Here is a 13,763-nt window from a genome sequence, read left to right as displayed (position 1 = left end):
CTCAGGTTGCGCTGTCGAAGGCCTCACGCGCGGCTTCGACCTCGGGCAGGGTCGTGGTCGTCCAGTGGTAGAGCCGGTCGATGAGGTCCTGCAGCGTGCTGCCCAGCGGGGTGATCCGGTACTCCACCGCGACCGGACGGGTGCTCAGCACGATCCGGGCGACCATGCCGTTGCGCTCCAGGCGACGCAACGCGGTGGTGAGCGACTTCTGGGTCACCGCCGGGATCGCCTGACGCAGCTCGTTGAACCGTCGCGGCCGCTCGCACAGTGTGTCGAGCACCTGCAGCGACCACTTGTCGAGGAGCTGGTCGAGGAGCTCGCGGTGCTCCTGGGTGAGTCGCAGCGGCTCGGGGACGGTATCGGCCATGACACCTAGTCTCGTTGAAGTATCCTCTGGATACCAAGTACACATGAGAAACCTTTACGATTGGAAGGAATCTCATCGTGCCCGTCGATCTGCTCACCCCCGAAGGCATGTTCCAGCCCGTGCCCTATCACCACGTCTCCGTCGCCACCGGCAGCCGCCACGTCCACGTCGCCGGACAGATCGCCCGGGACGAGCTCGGTCGCGGTGTGGCGCCGGGCGACCTCGCCGGCCAGCTCGCCCACGCGCTCCGCAGCACCGCCCGTGGCCTGGCCGGCGCCGGTGCCACCTTCGCCGACGTCGTACGCCTCCGGTTCTTCGTCACTGGCTGGACCCCGGACAAGTACGACGCGTTCGTCGCGGGTCTCGAGAGCGTCGTCGACGAGCTCGGCATCCCGCAACCCCTGCCGCCGCTGTCCGCCATCGGCGTGGACTACCTCTTCGAGCCTGACGTGCTCGTCGAGGTCGAGGCGTACGCCATCCTGGACTGAGCCGCGCGGGACCGAGGTTGCGGAAATGAAGAACGCCGATCCGGCGCTTGCGCTGTCCGGATCGGCGTTCTTGCAGGTGAACCAAGGTTTCCTGCTGGCGGATCTGGGGGGATTCGAACCCCCGAGGGCGTTAACCCAACACGGATTCCAGCCGTGCGCCATAGGCCACTAGGCGACAGATCCGTGAGGGATCCTACGCGGCTCCGTGAGCATGGGGGAAATCGGCGGGTGTGCTTTGGGATCGGCGAGGGGACTCGTCTAGACTCTCTGACAACCCCCCATGTGGTGACATCTTGTCGAACCTCCCCAGGGCCGGAAGGCAGCAAGGATAAGCGAGCTCTGTTGGGTACGTGGGGGGCCTTTTCTATTTCCTGACCCGGTCGGGCGGCGAGGATGAGCGAGGCTCTGCGGGATGTACGTGGGGGGCCTTTTCTATTTCCTGACCCGGTCGGGCGGCGAGGATGAGCGAGGCTCTGCGGGCCGTACGTGGGGAGCCTTTTCTTTTCTCCTCGAGCGCGCACGCGCGGTCGCAAACTGTCGGTGCGGGCGGATAGGGTCTACCGGGTGGACGCACCGCTAGCTCTCTATCGCCGCTACCGGCCGGAGACGTTTGCCGAGGTCATCGGCCAAGATCACGTCACCGGCCCGCTGCGCAATGCGCTGGCGGGCAATCGGGTCAACCATGCGTACCTCTTCTCCGGGCCACGTGGCTGCGGCAAGACGACCTCGGCGCGGATCCTGGCGCGGGCGCTGAACTGCGAGAAGGCGCCGATCGCGGATCCGTGCGGAGAGTGCGAGTCGTGCCGGGACCTGGCGCGCGGCGGGCCGGGCAGCATCGACGTGATCGAGATCGACGCGGCGTCGCACGGTGGTGTGGACGATGCCCGTGATCTGCGGGAGAAGGCGTTCTTCGCGCCGGTGAAGAGCCGCTACAAGGTCTACATCATCGACGAGGCCCACATGGTCTCGACGCAGGGCTTCAACGCGCTGCTCAAGCTCGTCGAGGAGCCGCCGGAGCACCTGCGGTTCATCTTTGCGACGACCGAGCCGGAGAAGGTCATCCCGACGATCCGGTCGCGCACCCATCACTATCCGTTCCGGCTCTTCCCGCCGAAGCTGGTCTCCGACTACATCTCGACGCTGTGCGAGAAGGAGGGCATCGACGTCGCGCCGGCCGCGCTGCCGCTGGTCGCGCGCGCCGGTGCCGGGTCGATGCGCGACAGCCTCTCGGTGATGGACCAGCTGCTCGGTGGCGCGGGGCCTGAGGGAGTGACGTACGAGCTGGCCGCCGGGCTGCTCGGCTACACCCCCGACGCGCTGCTGGACGAGGTCGTCGACGCCTTCGCGGCCCACGACGGCGCCGCGGTCTTCGGCGTGATCGACAAGATCATCGAGACCGGCCAGGACCCGCGGCGCTTCACCGAGGACCTGCTGCGACGGCTGCGTGACCTGGTCATCGTCAAGGCGGTCCCGGACGCACCCGCGACCGGGCTCATCGACGTCTCCCAGGACGGCGGTGAGCGGCTGGTCGCCCAGGCCGGACGCTTCGGACCACACGATCTTTCGCGAGCCGCCGATGCGGTCGCGACCGGTCTGACCGAGATGCGCGGCGCCACCGCGCCCCGGCTTCTGCTCGAGCTGATCTGTGCCCGGGTGCTGCTGCCGGCGGCCGACGGTGCCGACGGTCTCGCGGCCCGGCTGGACCGTCTGGAGAGGCGGATCGAGATCAGTGGTACGCCGACGGTGGCCGCTCCTCCGGCGGCGGCCGCCCCCGCTCAGGACCGGCCGGTGCTCAAGCCTTCCGTCGGTGCGCCGGGGCACGAGACGGTCGCTCCCGCGTCACCTCAGCCCGAACCCGTCCAGGCGTACGCCCCCACCCCCGAGCCGGCCCGCGAACCGGCCTCAGAACCGACCCGCGAGCCCGCTCCGGCCGCGGAGATGCCTCCCCAGCAGACGCCGGCCGCTCCGGAGCCGCCGAGCCAGCCTCAGCCGCAACCTCAGGCTCAGTCGCCGGGCGGTATGGGCAACGTGGACGTCCGCCGCCTGTGGGACGACGTGATCGCCCAGACCAAGGGCCTGCGTCGGGCGACCTGGTCGCTGGTCGGCCAGAACGCCCAGGTGGTCGACTTCCGCGACGGCGTGCTCACCCTCGGGTTCGCCTCCCCGGGACTCCGCGACCGGTTCGCGACCGGCGGACACGAGCCGATCCTCGGGCAGGCGCTGGTCAACGTGATCGGCATCCAGCCGAAGATCGAGGCGATCGTCGCGGGTGGTGGCCAAGGGGCCCCGCAGCGGCAGGCCTCGCCGCCGCCGCAGCCGAGCGCGCCCCAGGAGCCCACCCAGCCGCAGCAGTCGCCGGAGCCATCCTGGAACGAGCAGGCGCCACCGCCCGATTGGGCCGCCGAGCCGCCGCCCCCCGACCAACCACCGGCTCCGCCGGAGCCGCCCGCGACGTCCGGGACGCAGCCAGCCGACCCAGGAGCGATCGCGCTGGCTCGGGAGGCGATCCGGCCGACGCGGGACGCGGACTACGAGCGTCCGGTCGACGACTCCGTGGCCCGTTTGGCGGAGGCGGACGCCGCGGTCAACCCCGACGACCAGGCGTACGACGGGCCGGCCGCGATGGGTGCTGAAGCCCTGCTCGCTCAGGAGCTGGGTGCAACGATGATCGAAGAGATTCCTCACAACTAGGACGGCACAGATGACGAACCCACTCGAAGGCCTCGGCGGCGAGGGCGGCTTCGACCTCAACTCGATCATGCAGCAGGCCCAGGCGCTGCAGAGCCAGATCGTCGACGCCCAGGAGAAGCTCGCCGAGACGATCGTCGACGGCACCGTCGCCGGGGGTGCGGTGACGGTCAAGCTCACCGGCACCGGCGAGCTGGTCGGCGTGGAGATCAAGCAGGGCGAGTTCGACGGCAACGACCCCGACGACCTCGAGGACCTCGGCGCCGTGATCGTCGCTGCCTACCGCGAGGCGAAGGGCAAGGCCGACGCCCTCGCCGGTGAGGCGATGGGCCCGCTCGCGGGCGGCCTCGGTGGTGCCCCCGGCGGCGGCGAGCCGCCGTTCAAGCTCGGGTTCTGAGATAAGCACAGCTAGAGACAGGCGATAACCAAGTTGTACGAGGGTGTGGTCCAAGACCTCATCGACGAGCTGGGACGGCTGCCGGGCGTAGGTCCGAAGAGTGCCCAGCGGATCGCGTTCCATCTGCTCCAGGCTGATCCCGCCGACGTACATCGGCTGGCCTCGATCCTCAACGAGGTCAAGGCGAAGGTGAAGTTCTGCTCCGTCTGCTTCAACGTCTCCGAGGAGGAGACCTGCCGGATCTGTCGCGACCCACGTCGCGAGCAGTCGGTGCTGTGCGTGGTCGAGGAATACAAGGACGTCGTCGCGATCGAGCGCACCCGCGAGTTCCGCGGGCGCTATCACGTGCTCGGCGGCGCGATCAGCCCGATCGACGGGATCGGTCCCGACCAGCTGCGCATCCGTGAGCTCGTCCAGCGGCTCAACGACCCCGGGATCACCGAGGTGATCCTCGCCACGGACCCCAACCTCGAGGGCGAGGCGACGGCGACCTATCTGACCCGTCAGCTGAGCCCGCTCGGACTGAAGGTCACCCGTCTGGCCAGCGGTCTCCCGGTCGGTGGCGATCTGGAGTACGCCGACGAGGTCACCCTCGGCCGTGCGTTCGCCGGACGCCGGGCGGCTGAGTAGTCCCTAAGAGCCGAGTCTTTACCCTCGTCAGACCGCGACTTCGGCGGTAGCCTGACGATTCAAGGGACCTCGGGAAGGGGGCCGTCATGACGAACGACTTGACCGGCAAGGACTTCGCCACCAGCATCGCCGACTCGGTGGAGAGCTTCCTGCTCTCGGTGCGCGCGATCGCTGCGGACGGCGACGGTGGCAGCGCTGTCCCGATGCTGCTGCTGGAGGTGAGCCAGATCCTGCTGGCGGGCGCGCGACTGGGTGCCCAGCAGGACTTCGAGCCTCGGGAGGAGTTCCAGCCCGACGTGGGCATGGAGGCCGACGTCGACGAGCTCCGGATGGGGCTCGCCGAGATGTTCGGGGACATCGACACCTACAGCTTCGTCTTCGATCCCTACACCCCGGACGTGGTCGACAGTCAGATCTCCGACGACGTCGCCAGCCTGGTGACCGATCTGGAGTACGGCCTGCGTCACTACCGTCTCGGCGACGTCGACGAGGCGCTGTGGTGGTGGCAGTTCAGCTACGTCAACAACTGGGGCAACCTGGCCGGTGCCGTGCTCAACGCGCTGCTCACCGTGGTCGCTCACGACCGCCTCGACTCCGAGCCGTTCACCGGTGAGGACGAGGACCTGGCTGCCGCTGATGAGATGCTGGAGAAGACGGCCGCATCGGCAACGTAGACTTTCCCGCCGTGGGAATCGTCGTTCAGAAGTACGGTGGCAGCTCGGTCGCGGACGCTGCAGGCATCAAGCGCGTCGCTCAGCGAGTGGTCGCGACCAAAGAGCAGGGCCACGACGTGGTCGTGGCCGTCTCCGCCATGGGCGACACCACCGATGAGCTGATCGACCTGGCCAACAAGGTCTCGCCGGACGCGACCGCGCACGCGCGTGAGTTCGACATGCTGCTCACCTCCGGCGAGCGGCAGTCGATGGCGCTGCTCGCGATGGCGATCAACGACGTCGCGAACGAGCGCGGGCTGGCGTACGAGGCTCGGTCGTTCACCGGGTCGCAGGCCGGTCTGATCACCGATGCGCAGCACGGGCGCGCCAAGATCCTCAGCATCACCCCGGAGCGGATCCAGGCGGCGCTCGGCGACGGTGCGATCGCGATCGTGGCCGGGTTCCAGGGCGTCTCCAGGGACACCAAGGACATCACCACGCTGGGTCGTGGCGGCACCGACACCACCGCGGTCGCGCTGGCGGTCGCGCTGAACGCGGACGTCTGCGAGATCTACACCGACGTTGACGGCGTCTTCACCGCCGACCCGCGGATCGTCCCGACCGCACGCAAGCTGAGCTCGGTCGCCTTCGAGGAGATGCTCGAGCTGGCGGCCTCCGGGGCGAAGGTGCTTCACCTGCGCTCGGTGGAGTTCGCCCGCCGCCACAGCCTCCCGATCCACGTACGCTCCTCCTTCTCCACCCTCACCGGCACGGTGGTCAAGGGCAGCATCGACGCGGTCTCGCCGACTGTCGACGAGCCTGGAGACGGCGTCGGGATGGAGGCGCCGATCGTCGCCGCCATCGCCTCCGACCGCAGCCAGGCCAAGATCACCGTCGTCAACGCGCCCGACAAGATCGGCGCGGCCGCGAAGGTCTTCGAGATCATCGCCGGCGTCGGGATCAACGTCGACATGGTGGTTCAGGACGCGTCACCGTCCGGCACGGAGCGTACGGACATCACCTTCACCCTCCCGCGCGACGACGTCGAGCGTGCCGTGAAGGCGCTGGAGCCGGCGCAGGCCGAGCTCGGCTTCGAGCGGGTCAGCAGCGAGCCGCTGATGGGCAAGGTCTCGTTGATCGGTGCCGGACTGCGCACGCAGCCGAAGAAGATCGCCGACTTCTTCTCCGCGATCGCTCAGGCCGGGGTCAACATCCAGATGATCTCCACCTCCGAGGTGCGGGTCTCGGTCGTCGTCGCCGACGACGAGGTCGACCGGGCGGCGCAGGCCGCGGCGGAGAAGTTCAGCGACGTGGACGTCGAGAAGGTCTCCTACGGGGCCGAGCCCAACGGCGACGTCCCGGAGATCGTCGGCATCGCCCACGACCGCAGCGAAGCCAAGATCACCCTGGTCGGCGTCATCGACGAGCCGGGCGAGGCGGCCCGCGTCTTCGACACCCTCGCCGATGCCGGCATCCACATCGACATGATCGTCCAGAACGTGTCGGCCGAGGAGACGCGGCGCACCGACATCTCCTTCACCCTGCCGCGCAGCGACGTCAAGCTCGCGCGCGCGGCCCTCGGCGACATCCAGAGCGAGATCGGCTTCGCGGACCCGATCGCCGACGAGCAGATCGGCAAGCTCTCGATCGTCGGTGCCGGGATGCGTACGCATCCGGGGATCACCTCGCGATTCTTCGCCGCGCTCGCCGCCGAGGGGGTCTTCATCCGGATGGTGTCGACCTCGGAGATCAGGGTCTCGGTGCTCGTCAGCGCCGACGACCTCGACCGCGCCGTGCGCGCCACACACAGAGCATTCGGCCTCGACAGCGACGTAGAGGCCATCGTCTACGGAGGGACCGGCCGATGAGCATCAATCTGGGAATCGTGGGAGCGACCGGACAGGTGGGCGTCGCCGTACGCCAGATCCTGCTCGAGCGTGGCTTCCCGCTCGGCGAGGTCCGTTTCTTCGCCTCGGCGCGCTCGGCCGGCAAGACCATCGAGTTCGGTGGCCGTTCGGTCGTCGTCGAGGACGCCGCGGTTGCGGACCCGGCCGGCCTCGACATCGCGATCTTCTCCGCCGGCGGCGCCACCTCGAAGGCGCTGGCGCCGAAGTTCGCCGAGGCCGGCGTGATCGTCATCGACAACTCCTCGGCCTGGCGCAAGGACCCGTCGATCCCGCTGGTCGTCTCCGAGGTCAACCCCTCGGCGATGGACGGCGTCATCGCGGCCCGCCAGGGCATCATCGCCAACCCCAACTGCACCACGATGGCCGCGATGCCGGCCCTCAAGGCGCTCCACGACGAAGCCGGCCTCGAGCGGCTCGTCGTCTCGACCTACCAGGCCGTCTCGGGTTCCGGCGTTGCCGGCGTCGAGGAGCTGGTCAGCGAGGTCGCGGCTGCCGGCGACAAGGCCCGCGAGCTCGCGTACGACGGGTCCGCGATCGCGTTCCCGGAGCCGGACAAGTACGTCGAGACGATCGCCTACAACGTCCTTCCCTACGCCGGTTCGCTGGTCGAGGACGGGCTCAACGAGACCGACGAGGAGCAGAAGCTCCGCAACGAGTCCCGCAAGATCCTCTCGCTGCCCGACCTGCGAGTCTCCGGCATCTGCGTCCGCGTCCCGGTCGTCACCGGTCACTCGCTCGCGGTCAACGCCGAGTTCTCCTCGCCCCTGACCCCTGAGCGCGCCACCGCGATCCTCTCGAACGCCCCGGGCGTCGAGCTCCGCGGCGTACCCACGCCTCTGTACGCCGCCGGCAAGGACCCCTCCTACGTCGGCCGCATCCGTCAGGACGAGGGTGTTCCCGACAACCGCGGCCTCGCGCTGTTCATCTCTAACGACAACCTCCGTAAGGGCGCCGCGCTCAACACCGTCCAGCTCGCCGAGCTGGTCGCCGCCGCCCTCTGACGAGACGTCACCTACGTCGGCCGAGACGGCACCGTGGTGGCCTCTAGGCCGGCGGCGGTGTCGCATAGGGCGACCGGGGGGTCGCCGCGGGCGGGGTGGTCAGTCGATGTAGTTGGTGGTGACCCAGTAGGCGAGGGCGTACGCGGCGGCGGAGAGGATCACGACGATGATCACTCCCCAGGCGTGGACGAAGACGTCGGTGAGGAAGAGCATCGAGAGTACGGCGACGAGCGCTGAGCCGAGGAAGCTGATCGTGAACGGAGAACGGGCGCCGGCCAGGCGGAGGAGATAGCCGCCGACGATGATCGCGAGGGCGAAGACGGCGATCAGGATGATCGCTCCCTTGTCGCCGAGCGACGAGGTGCCTCGCGTCCACTGGCTCACGGTGCCGCTGAACCAGACGGCCAGGGCCATGAACGCGCCGACGATGGCGCCGATCATGACCGCCGCGGACAGGCCCGACGGGGTGCCGAGGTTGATCCGTCGTCGGCTCGGGTCCTTGGGCGGCTTGGGCGCCCGCGGTTCCTTCGCCGGCTTGGGCGGCTTCTGTGCCTTCTGCTTCTTGGCAGGCTTCTCGGCGGGCTTCTCCGCAGGCGGCTCGGGCGCGATGACGGGTGGTGCCGTCTTCTCGAGCACCTGGGTCTTCTCCCGCGAGGCAGCCTCGACCGGAGCGGTCTCCACCGGTGTCTTCTCGACCCGAGCCTTCGGGGCCTGGGTCTTCGGGGCCTGGGTCTTCGGTGGCTGGGTCTTCTCAGGCTTGGCGTTCGCCGGCTTCGTGCCCCCACGCTTCTTCTTGAAACCGAACGACGGCGCTGCGAGCTTGTCGGCGGGGTCGTTGCTCATGAGGGGCAGTTTCGCATGCTGCGCGTCACATGTGTACTCAGGCGCGGGTGAGACGGATGACCGGAATCTCGCGGTCGGTCTTCTCCTCGTAGCTTCCGAAGTTGGCGGATGACTCGACGATTGCGGCCCACGCGCGGGCACGGTCCTCGCCGTGCAGCTGTTCGGCGACCACCGGGATGGTCTCGCCGCCGAGCTCGATGGTCACCCGGTCGGGGGTGGCCGCGAGGTTGTAGTACCACGCTGGGTTCTTCGCCCCGCCGGCCGCCGAGGCGGCGATCAGCCAGGTGCTGTCGTCGCCCGGGAACCAGGCGAGCGGTGTAGAGCGGGGCTCGCCGCTCTTCTTTCCGATCGTCGTGAGCACGAGCAGCCGCATCCCGGCCATGGTGCCGTTGCTCTTGCGGGCCCGGCTCATCATCAGCTTGTTGCCCAGCTTGAGGAAGAGGTTGGCCGAGGGCTGCTTGGCGCCACGGGTGCCGTTGCGAGTGTCGAAGCTCATGGCGTCGACATTACTCGGCCAGAAAGAGGTTCAGGCTCGGAGATCTTGCGATCTCCGAGCCTGAACTCGATGTCGGGTTGACAGGATTTGAACCTGCGGCCCCCTCGTCCCGAACGAGGTGCGCTACCAAGCTGCGCTACAACCCGAATGCTGCACCGAACAAACGGTCCAACGAGGAATGAGCATAGCCCAGAGACTCCCCGGAGCCGTAATCGGGCCCTACCGACCTGACGCTCCGCGCGGGGTGAGCGTCAGGAGGGTCGCCTCGGGGCGGCAGGCGATGCGGATCCGGGTGTAGGGCGAGGTGCCGAGGCCGGCCGAGACGTGCATCCAGGCCTGCCGTCCGCCGTGGGTATGCGTGTGCAGGCCGCGTACCCGGGCGGGGTCGAGGTCGCAGTTCGTGGCCAGGGCTCGCCCTCCCGGCAGACAGATCTGACCGCCGTGGGTGTGGCCGGCCAGGATCGCGTCGTAGCCGTCGGCGGTGAACTGGTCCAGGACCCGCAGATAGGGAGCGTGCGCGACCCCGAGGCGTACGTCCGCGGACGGGTCCGCGGGGCCGGCGACCGCAGACAGGTCGTCGAGGCGCAGGTGGGGGTCGTCGACGCCGGCGAAGGCGAACTCGACGCCCTTGACGGTCAGCGTCGAGCGCGTGTTGGTGAGATCGAGCCAGCCCGACTTGGTGAACGACGCGGACAGGTCACGCCAGGGGAGCTCGGGCACGTTCGTCTGCCGCTTGCCGTTGTCCGGCAGCAGGTAGCCGATCGGGTTGCGCAGCCGCGGCTCGTAGTAGTCGTTGGACCCGTGCACGAAGACCCCCGGTACGTCGAGCAACGTGCCGAGAGCGTTGACGATCGATGGCACCGCCCGCTGGTGAGCCAGGTTGTCACCGGTGTCGATGACCAGGTCCGGCTTCAAGGCGGCCAGGGACGCGATCCAGTCGAGCTTCTTGTGCTGCGACGGGACCACGTGCATGTCGGAGAGGTGCAGCACCCGCAGCGGGTCCGCGCCCTCGGGGAGCACCGGCAGTCCGACATGGCGCAGCGTGTATTGACGGGCCTCCCACAGGGCGTACGCCGTCATGGCCGCGCCGGTGGCGATCCCGGTGCCGAGGGTTGCACCGATTACTGAGGCGAGCCGCATGGCACAACCCTGCCACAATGGGTCTCATGAGCACTCTGAAGGACCAGCTGAGGACCGACCTGACCTCTGCGATGAAGGCCCGCGACAAGCACCGCGCCGGGACGCTGCGCATGGTCATGGCCTCGATCACCGAGGCGGAGGTCGCCGGCAAGGAGGCCAAGGAGCTCACCGACGACGAGATCATCACGATCCTCACCCGTGAGGCCAAGAAGCGCCGCGAGGCGGCCACCGCCTTCGCCGACGGCGGTCGCGCCGAGCAGGCGGAGAAGGAGACCGCGGAGGCTGCGGTGATCACCGAGTACCTGCCCGCTCAGCTGAGCGCCGAGGAGATCTCCGACCTGGTCAGCAAGGCCATCGCCCAGACCGGTGCGGCCGATCTCGGGATGAAGGGCATGGGCAAGGTGATGGGCGTCCTGACCCCGCAGACCAAGGGCAAGGCCGACGGCGGTGCCGTGGCGGCCGAGGTGCGAAAGCAGCTTGCCTGACGGCGATCCGAGAACGACTGTGGCCCCACCGGATTCGGTGGGGCCACAGTCGTTTGGTGCTCTCGGCGTCAGCCGGTCGGCCACTCCCAACCGAAGTCGGGCTCTTCCTCGACCACTGCCGGCTTCTCGTTGCCGGGCTTCTTCTCGGGCTGCTGCTTCTTCTTCTTGGGCTTGGGATCGGGCTTCGGCTCCGGGCCCATCGAGGTGTAGATCGTCACCGGCGACCCCTCGGCGGCCTCACCGGACGGAGTGGTGAAGGCGACCAGACCGGGGTCGTACTCCGAGTACGCCTCCGGGCCGACCTGGACCTGGAAGCCCGCGGCCCGCAGGACCTTCGTGGCCTTCTCGACGGTCATGCCGCCGGTCCAGGGGACGTCGACCGTGTTGCCCGCGATCACGTTCGGGTCGGGCTCCTTGAAGTCCACCCACTTGAGGTACTTGTCGATCACCTGCATCGCGTCGCCCCACATCGGGCCGGCGAAACCCGATCCCGATGCGGTGGCGATGTAGTCGCCACCGATGTATTGGCCCTGGAGACCCAGTGGCGTGCCCGCCGAGTTGGCTCCGGCGATCATCGCCGCGGTCGCGAGCCGCGGCGTGTAGCCCATCAGCCACACCGCCTTGTTGTCCTGCGTGGTGCCGGTCTTGCCGGCGCTCGGCACCGACAGGGCCAGGTTCTGGCCGAAACCGCCGGGCTCCATCACACCGCGGAGGATGTCGTTGACCGCGTCGGCGGTGCCCTTGGCCATCGCCTGCTCGCAGGTCGGCTCGTACTGCTTGATCACCTTGCCGTTGGCGTCGAGGATCTCGTTGACCGGCACCGAGTCGCAGTGCTTGCCACGGGCGCCGAACGTCGCGTACGCCTCCGCCATCTCGAGCGGGCTGACGTCGACGACGCCGAGGGTGAAGGTCGGCACGCGCTCTGCACCCCGGCAGTCCGCGACCTCCCCGGCCTTGCAGATGTGGCCGTCCTCGGGCGCAATTCCGAACGGGGCGGTGAGCTTGACGCCCATCTTCTGCGCCATCTTGTAGGGCGTGCACATCCCGGTGAGCTGGAAGAGCTGGGCGTAGAAGGTGTTCACCGACTCCCGCGTGCCGGTGTAGGCGTCCTTGCTGCCCGAGGTCGTGGAGTTGTGGAAGGTGTGGGAACCGACCCGGTTGCCGTCACCCGGGCAGCCGGCGAAGGTGGACTCGTTGAGGGTCAGCTCCTCGGGGGAGTTGATCTTCTGCTTGAGCGGGAAGCCCTGCTCGATCGCGGCGGCCAGCGTGAACGCCTTGAAGGTCGACCCGGCCTGGAAGCCGTTGGAGTCGCCCGACTTCTCCTTCGGGACCAGGTAGTTGAGGTAGGACTGGCCCTTCTTCTTGTTGTCACCCATCGGTCGGGACTGGGCGAGCGCCCGGACCCGACCGGTGCCAGGCTCGACCATGGCCAGAGCGCCGATGGCCTGGTCGGTGGCGTGGACGTGATCCTCGACGGACTCCTGAGCGGCGTCCTGGAACCGCTGGTCGAGCGTGGTCTTGATGGTCAGACCGCCCGACTTGATCAGCGCGAGCCGGTCGGTCTCGTTCTCGCCGAAGGCCGGGTCCTTGAGCAGCCACTTGATCACGTAGTCGCAGAAGAACTCCGCGGAGGAGCCGAGGCAGCCGTTGCGCTGCTTCTGGACGTCCAGGCCGAGGTCGGCGTCCTTCAGCTTCTCCGCCTCGGGGCGGGAGACGACGTTGAGCGCGGCCATCCGGTCGAGGACGACGTTGCGGCGGGCGATGGTGGCGTCGGGGTAGTTGGTCGGGTCGTAGCCGGTGGGGTTCTTCACCATCCCGGCCAGCATCGCCGACTGCTGCCAGTTGAGCTCGGAGGCGTTGACGTTGAAGTAGTGTTTGGCGGCGGCCTGGACGCCGTAGGCGCCGTCGCCGAAGTAGGCCGCGTTGAGGTAGCGCTCCAGGATCCAGTCCTTGGAGTGCTTCTCCTCCAGCGCGATCGCGTAGCGCAGCTCGCGGATCTTGCGGGCCGTCGACTTCTCGATGGCCGCCTTGCGCTCGGCCTCGGTCTTCGCCGAGTAGACCAAGGTGGTCTTGACCAGCTGCTGGGTGATCGAGGAACCACCCTGCACCGAGTCGCTCGCCTGGTTGGTGATCAGCGCACGCAGCGTTCCTTTGAGGTCCATCGCGCCGTGCTGGTAGAAGCGGTAGTCCTCGATCGCCAGGAGCGCCTTCGTCATGTTGGACGAGATCTGGTCGAGAGGACGGTAGACGCGGTTCTGGTCGTAGAGCGTCGTGATCACGTTGCCCTTGCGGTCGACGATCTTGGTCGTCTGGGACATGTCGTCGACCTCGAAGGCCTGCGGCAGCGAGTCCATCTTCTCGGCGGTCTCCTTGGCCGCGATCCCGGCCACACCGGCGAAGGGGATGGCGAGACCTGCGGCGACGACTCCGAGGACGGCTGCCACGCCGCACATGACGGCGAGATGCTTGAGCACGGTCTGCGGGCGCAGCGACGGCGAGGACATGCTGGTCATCGTAGGTGATCGCGGCTAATAGCACATGATTCGCAAATGTAGCCGGACAGGGAGGCCACAAAGGGGTCCTAGGACCCCTACTAGTCATTTAGAACTACGTACTTTGGGTCAGAAGGGTGTGTCACTCGACAGGCTCGGGTCCTTAACCTTTAGTC

13 protein-coding genes, 2 tRNA genes, 1 other RNA gene and 1 pseudogene are annotated in these 13,763 nt (G+C 68.2%); 10 read left to right on the top strand and 7 right to left on the bottom strand.

From position 1 onward, the window contains the following. Position 1: 1 nt before the first annotated feature. The gene (locus ACFV9G_RS04990; protein ID WP_378725420.1) at positions 2 to 367 is read right to left on the bottom strand and encodes a winged helix-turn-helix transcriptional regulator; all 366 of its coding nucleotides are present in this window, start codon (positions 365 to 367) and stop codon (positions 2 to 4) included. A gap of 77 nt (positions 368 to 444) precedes the next feature. On the opposite strand from ACFV9G_RS04990, the gene ACFV9G_RS04985 reads away from it, so the two are divergent. Beyond that, entirely contained in the window at positions 445 to 855 is a 411-nt protein-coding gene (locus ACFV9G_RS04985) for a RidA family protein (protein WP_378725418.1), read from the top strand. 95 nt (positions 856 to 950) lie between these two features. Here the strand turns inward: ACFV9G_RS04985 and ACFV9G_RS04980 are convergent. After that, positions 951 to 1,038: transfer RNA gene (locus ACFV9G_RS04980), tRNA-Ser, on the bottom strand. An 89-nt stretch (positions 1,039 to 1,127) separates the two neighbouring features. Between ACFV9G_RS04980 and ffs the strand changes: the two genes are divergently transcribed. From ffs to ACFV9G_RS04940, 8 genes and pseudogenes are all read left to right on the top strand, one after another. Further along, positions 1,128 to 1,218: signal recognition particle sRNA small type (ffs, locus tag ACFV9G_RS04975), an RNA gene on the top strand. A gap of 201 nt (positions 1,219 to 1,419) precedes the next feature. After that, a complete protein-coding gene (locus tag ACFV9G_RS04970) occupies positions 1,420 to 3,546 on the top strand; it encodes a DNA polymerase III subunit gamma and tau (protein WP_378725416.1) in 2,127 nt (708 codons plus the stop codon). Between the two features lie 10 nt (positions 3,547 to 3,556). Then, a complete protein-coding gene (locus ACFV9G_RS04965) occupies positions 3,557 to 3,940 on the top strand; it encodes a YbaB/EbfC family nucleoid-associated protein (RefSeq protein ID WP_378725414.1) in 384 nt (127 codons plus the stop codon). Between the two features lie 33 nt (positions 3,941 to 3,973). Next, positions 3,974 to 4,570 carry a recombination mediator RecR gene (gene recR, locus ACFV9G_RS04960; protein WP_008356228.1) on the top strand — a complete coding sequence of 199 codons (597 nt, stop codon included), beginning with the start codon at positions 3,974 to 3,976 and terminating at the stop codon, positions 4,568 to 4,570. A gap of 86 nt (positions 4,571 to 4,656) precedes the next feature. After that, entirely contained in the window at positions 4,657 to 5,244 is a 588-nt protein-coding gene (locus ACFV9G_RS04955) for a DUF5063 domain-containing protein (protein WP_378725412.1), read from the top strand. Between the two features lie 11 nt (positions 5,245 to 5,255). Further along, a pseudogene (locus ACFV9G_RS04950) lies at positions 5,256 to 6,557 on the top strand (aspartate kinase); the annotation flags it as partial. Continuing rightward, positions 6,534 to 7,091, top strand: a complete 558-nt coding sequence (locus tag ACFV9G_RS04945; protein WP_371113327.1) for an ACT domain-containing protein — start codon at positions 6,534 to 6,536, stop codon at positions 7,089 to 7,091. The pseudogene ACFV9G_RS04950 and the gene ACFV9G_RS04945, both read left to right, overlap by 24 nt. After that, entirely contained in the window at positions 7,088 to 8,131 is a 1,044-nt protein-coding gene (locus ACFV9G_RS04940) for an aspartate-semialdehyde dehydrogenase (protein WP_378725410.1), read from the top strand. The genes ACFV9G_RS04945 and ACFV9G_RS04940 overlap by 4 nt, the downstream gene beginning before the upstream one ends. 99 nt (positions 8,132 to 8,230) lie before the next feature. Here ACFV9G_RS04940 and ACFV9G_RS04935 read toward each other — a convergent pair whose 3' ends face one another. The 4 genes from ACFV9G_RS04935 to ACFV9G_RS04920 all read right to left on the bottom strand — a co-directional run bounded on the left by ACFV9G_RS04935 (position 8,231) and on the right by ACFV9G_RS04920 (position 10,610). Beyond that, a complete protein-coding gene (locus tag ACFV9G_RS04935; RefSeq protein WP_378725408.1) occupies positions 8,231 to 8,974 on the bottom strand; it encodes a hypothetical protein in 744 nt (247 codons plus the stop codon). A 37-nt stretch (positions 8,975 to 9,011) separates the two neighbouring features. Continuing rightward, on the bottom strand, positions 9,012 to 9,470 hold the full coding sequence (locus ACFV9G_RS04930) for a nitroreductase family deazaflavin-dependent oxidoreductase (protein WP_378725406.1): 459 nt from the start codon (positions 9,468 to 9,470) through the stop codon (positions 9,012 to 9,014). Positions 9,471 to 9,542: 72 nt separating this feature from the next. Continuing rightward, positions 9,543 to 9,616 (bottom strand) — tRNA-Pro (locus ACFV9G_RS04925). A 73-nt stretch (positions 9,617 to 9,689) separates the two neighbouring features. Continuing rightward, complete coding sequence (locus tag ACFV9G_RS04920; protein ID WP_378725404.1) at positions 9,690 to 10,610, bottom strand: metallophosphoesterase; 921 nt, start codon at positions 10,608 to 10,610, stop codon at positions 9,690 to 9,692. 26 nt (positions 10,611 to 10,636) lie between these two features. Here ACFV9G_RS04920 and ACFV9G_RS04915 point away from each other — a divergent pair, with 26 nt between their 5' ends. Then, a complete protein-coding gene (locus ACFV9G_RS04915) occupies positions 10,637 to 11,095 on the top strand; it encodes a GatB/YqeY domain-containing protein (RefSeq protein WP_378725402.1) in 459 nt (152 codons plus the stop codon). A 68-nt stretch (positions 11,096 to 11,163) separates the two neighbouring features. Here ACFV9G_RS04915 and ACFV9G_RS04910 read toward each other — a convergent pair whose 3' ends face one another. Further along, the gene (locus ACFV9G_RS04910) at positions 11,164 to 13,599 is read right to left on the bottom strand and encodes a penicillin-binding protein (protein ID WP_378725400.1); all 2,436 of its coding nucleotides are present in this window, start codon (positions 13,597 to 13,599) and stop codon (positions 11,164 to 11,166) included. Positions 13,600 to 13,763: the final 164 nt, after the last annotated feature.

The organism is Nocardioides sp. NPDC059952 (assembly GCF_042730435.1).
In the GTDB taxonomy this organism is placed as follows: domain Bacteria; phylum Actinomycetota; class Actinomycetes; order Propionibacteriales; family Nocardioidaceae; genus Nocardioides.
This window is presented reverse-complemented; position numbering and strand designations above follow the sequence as displayed.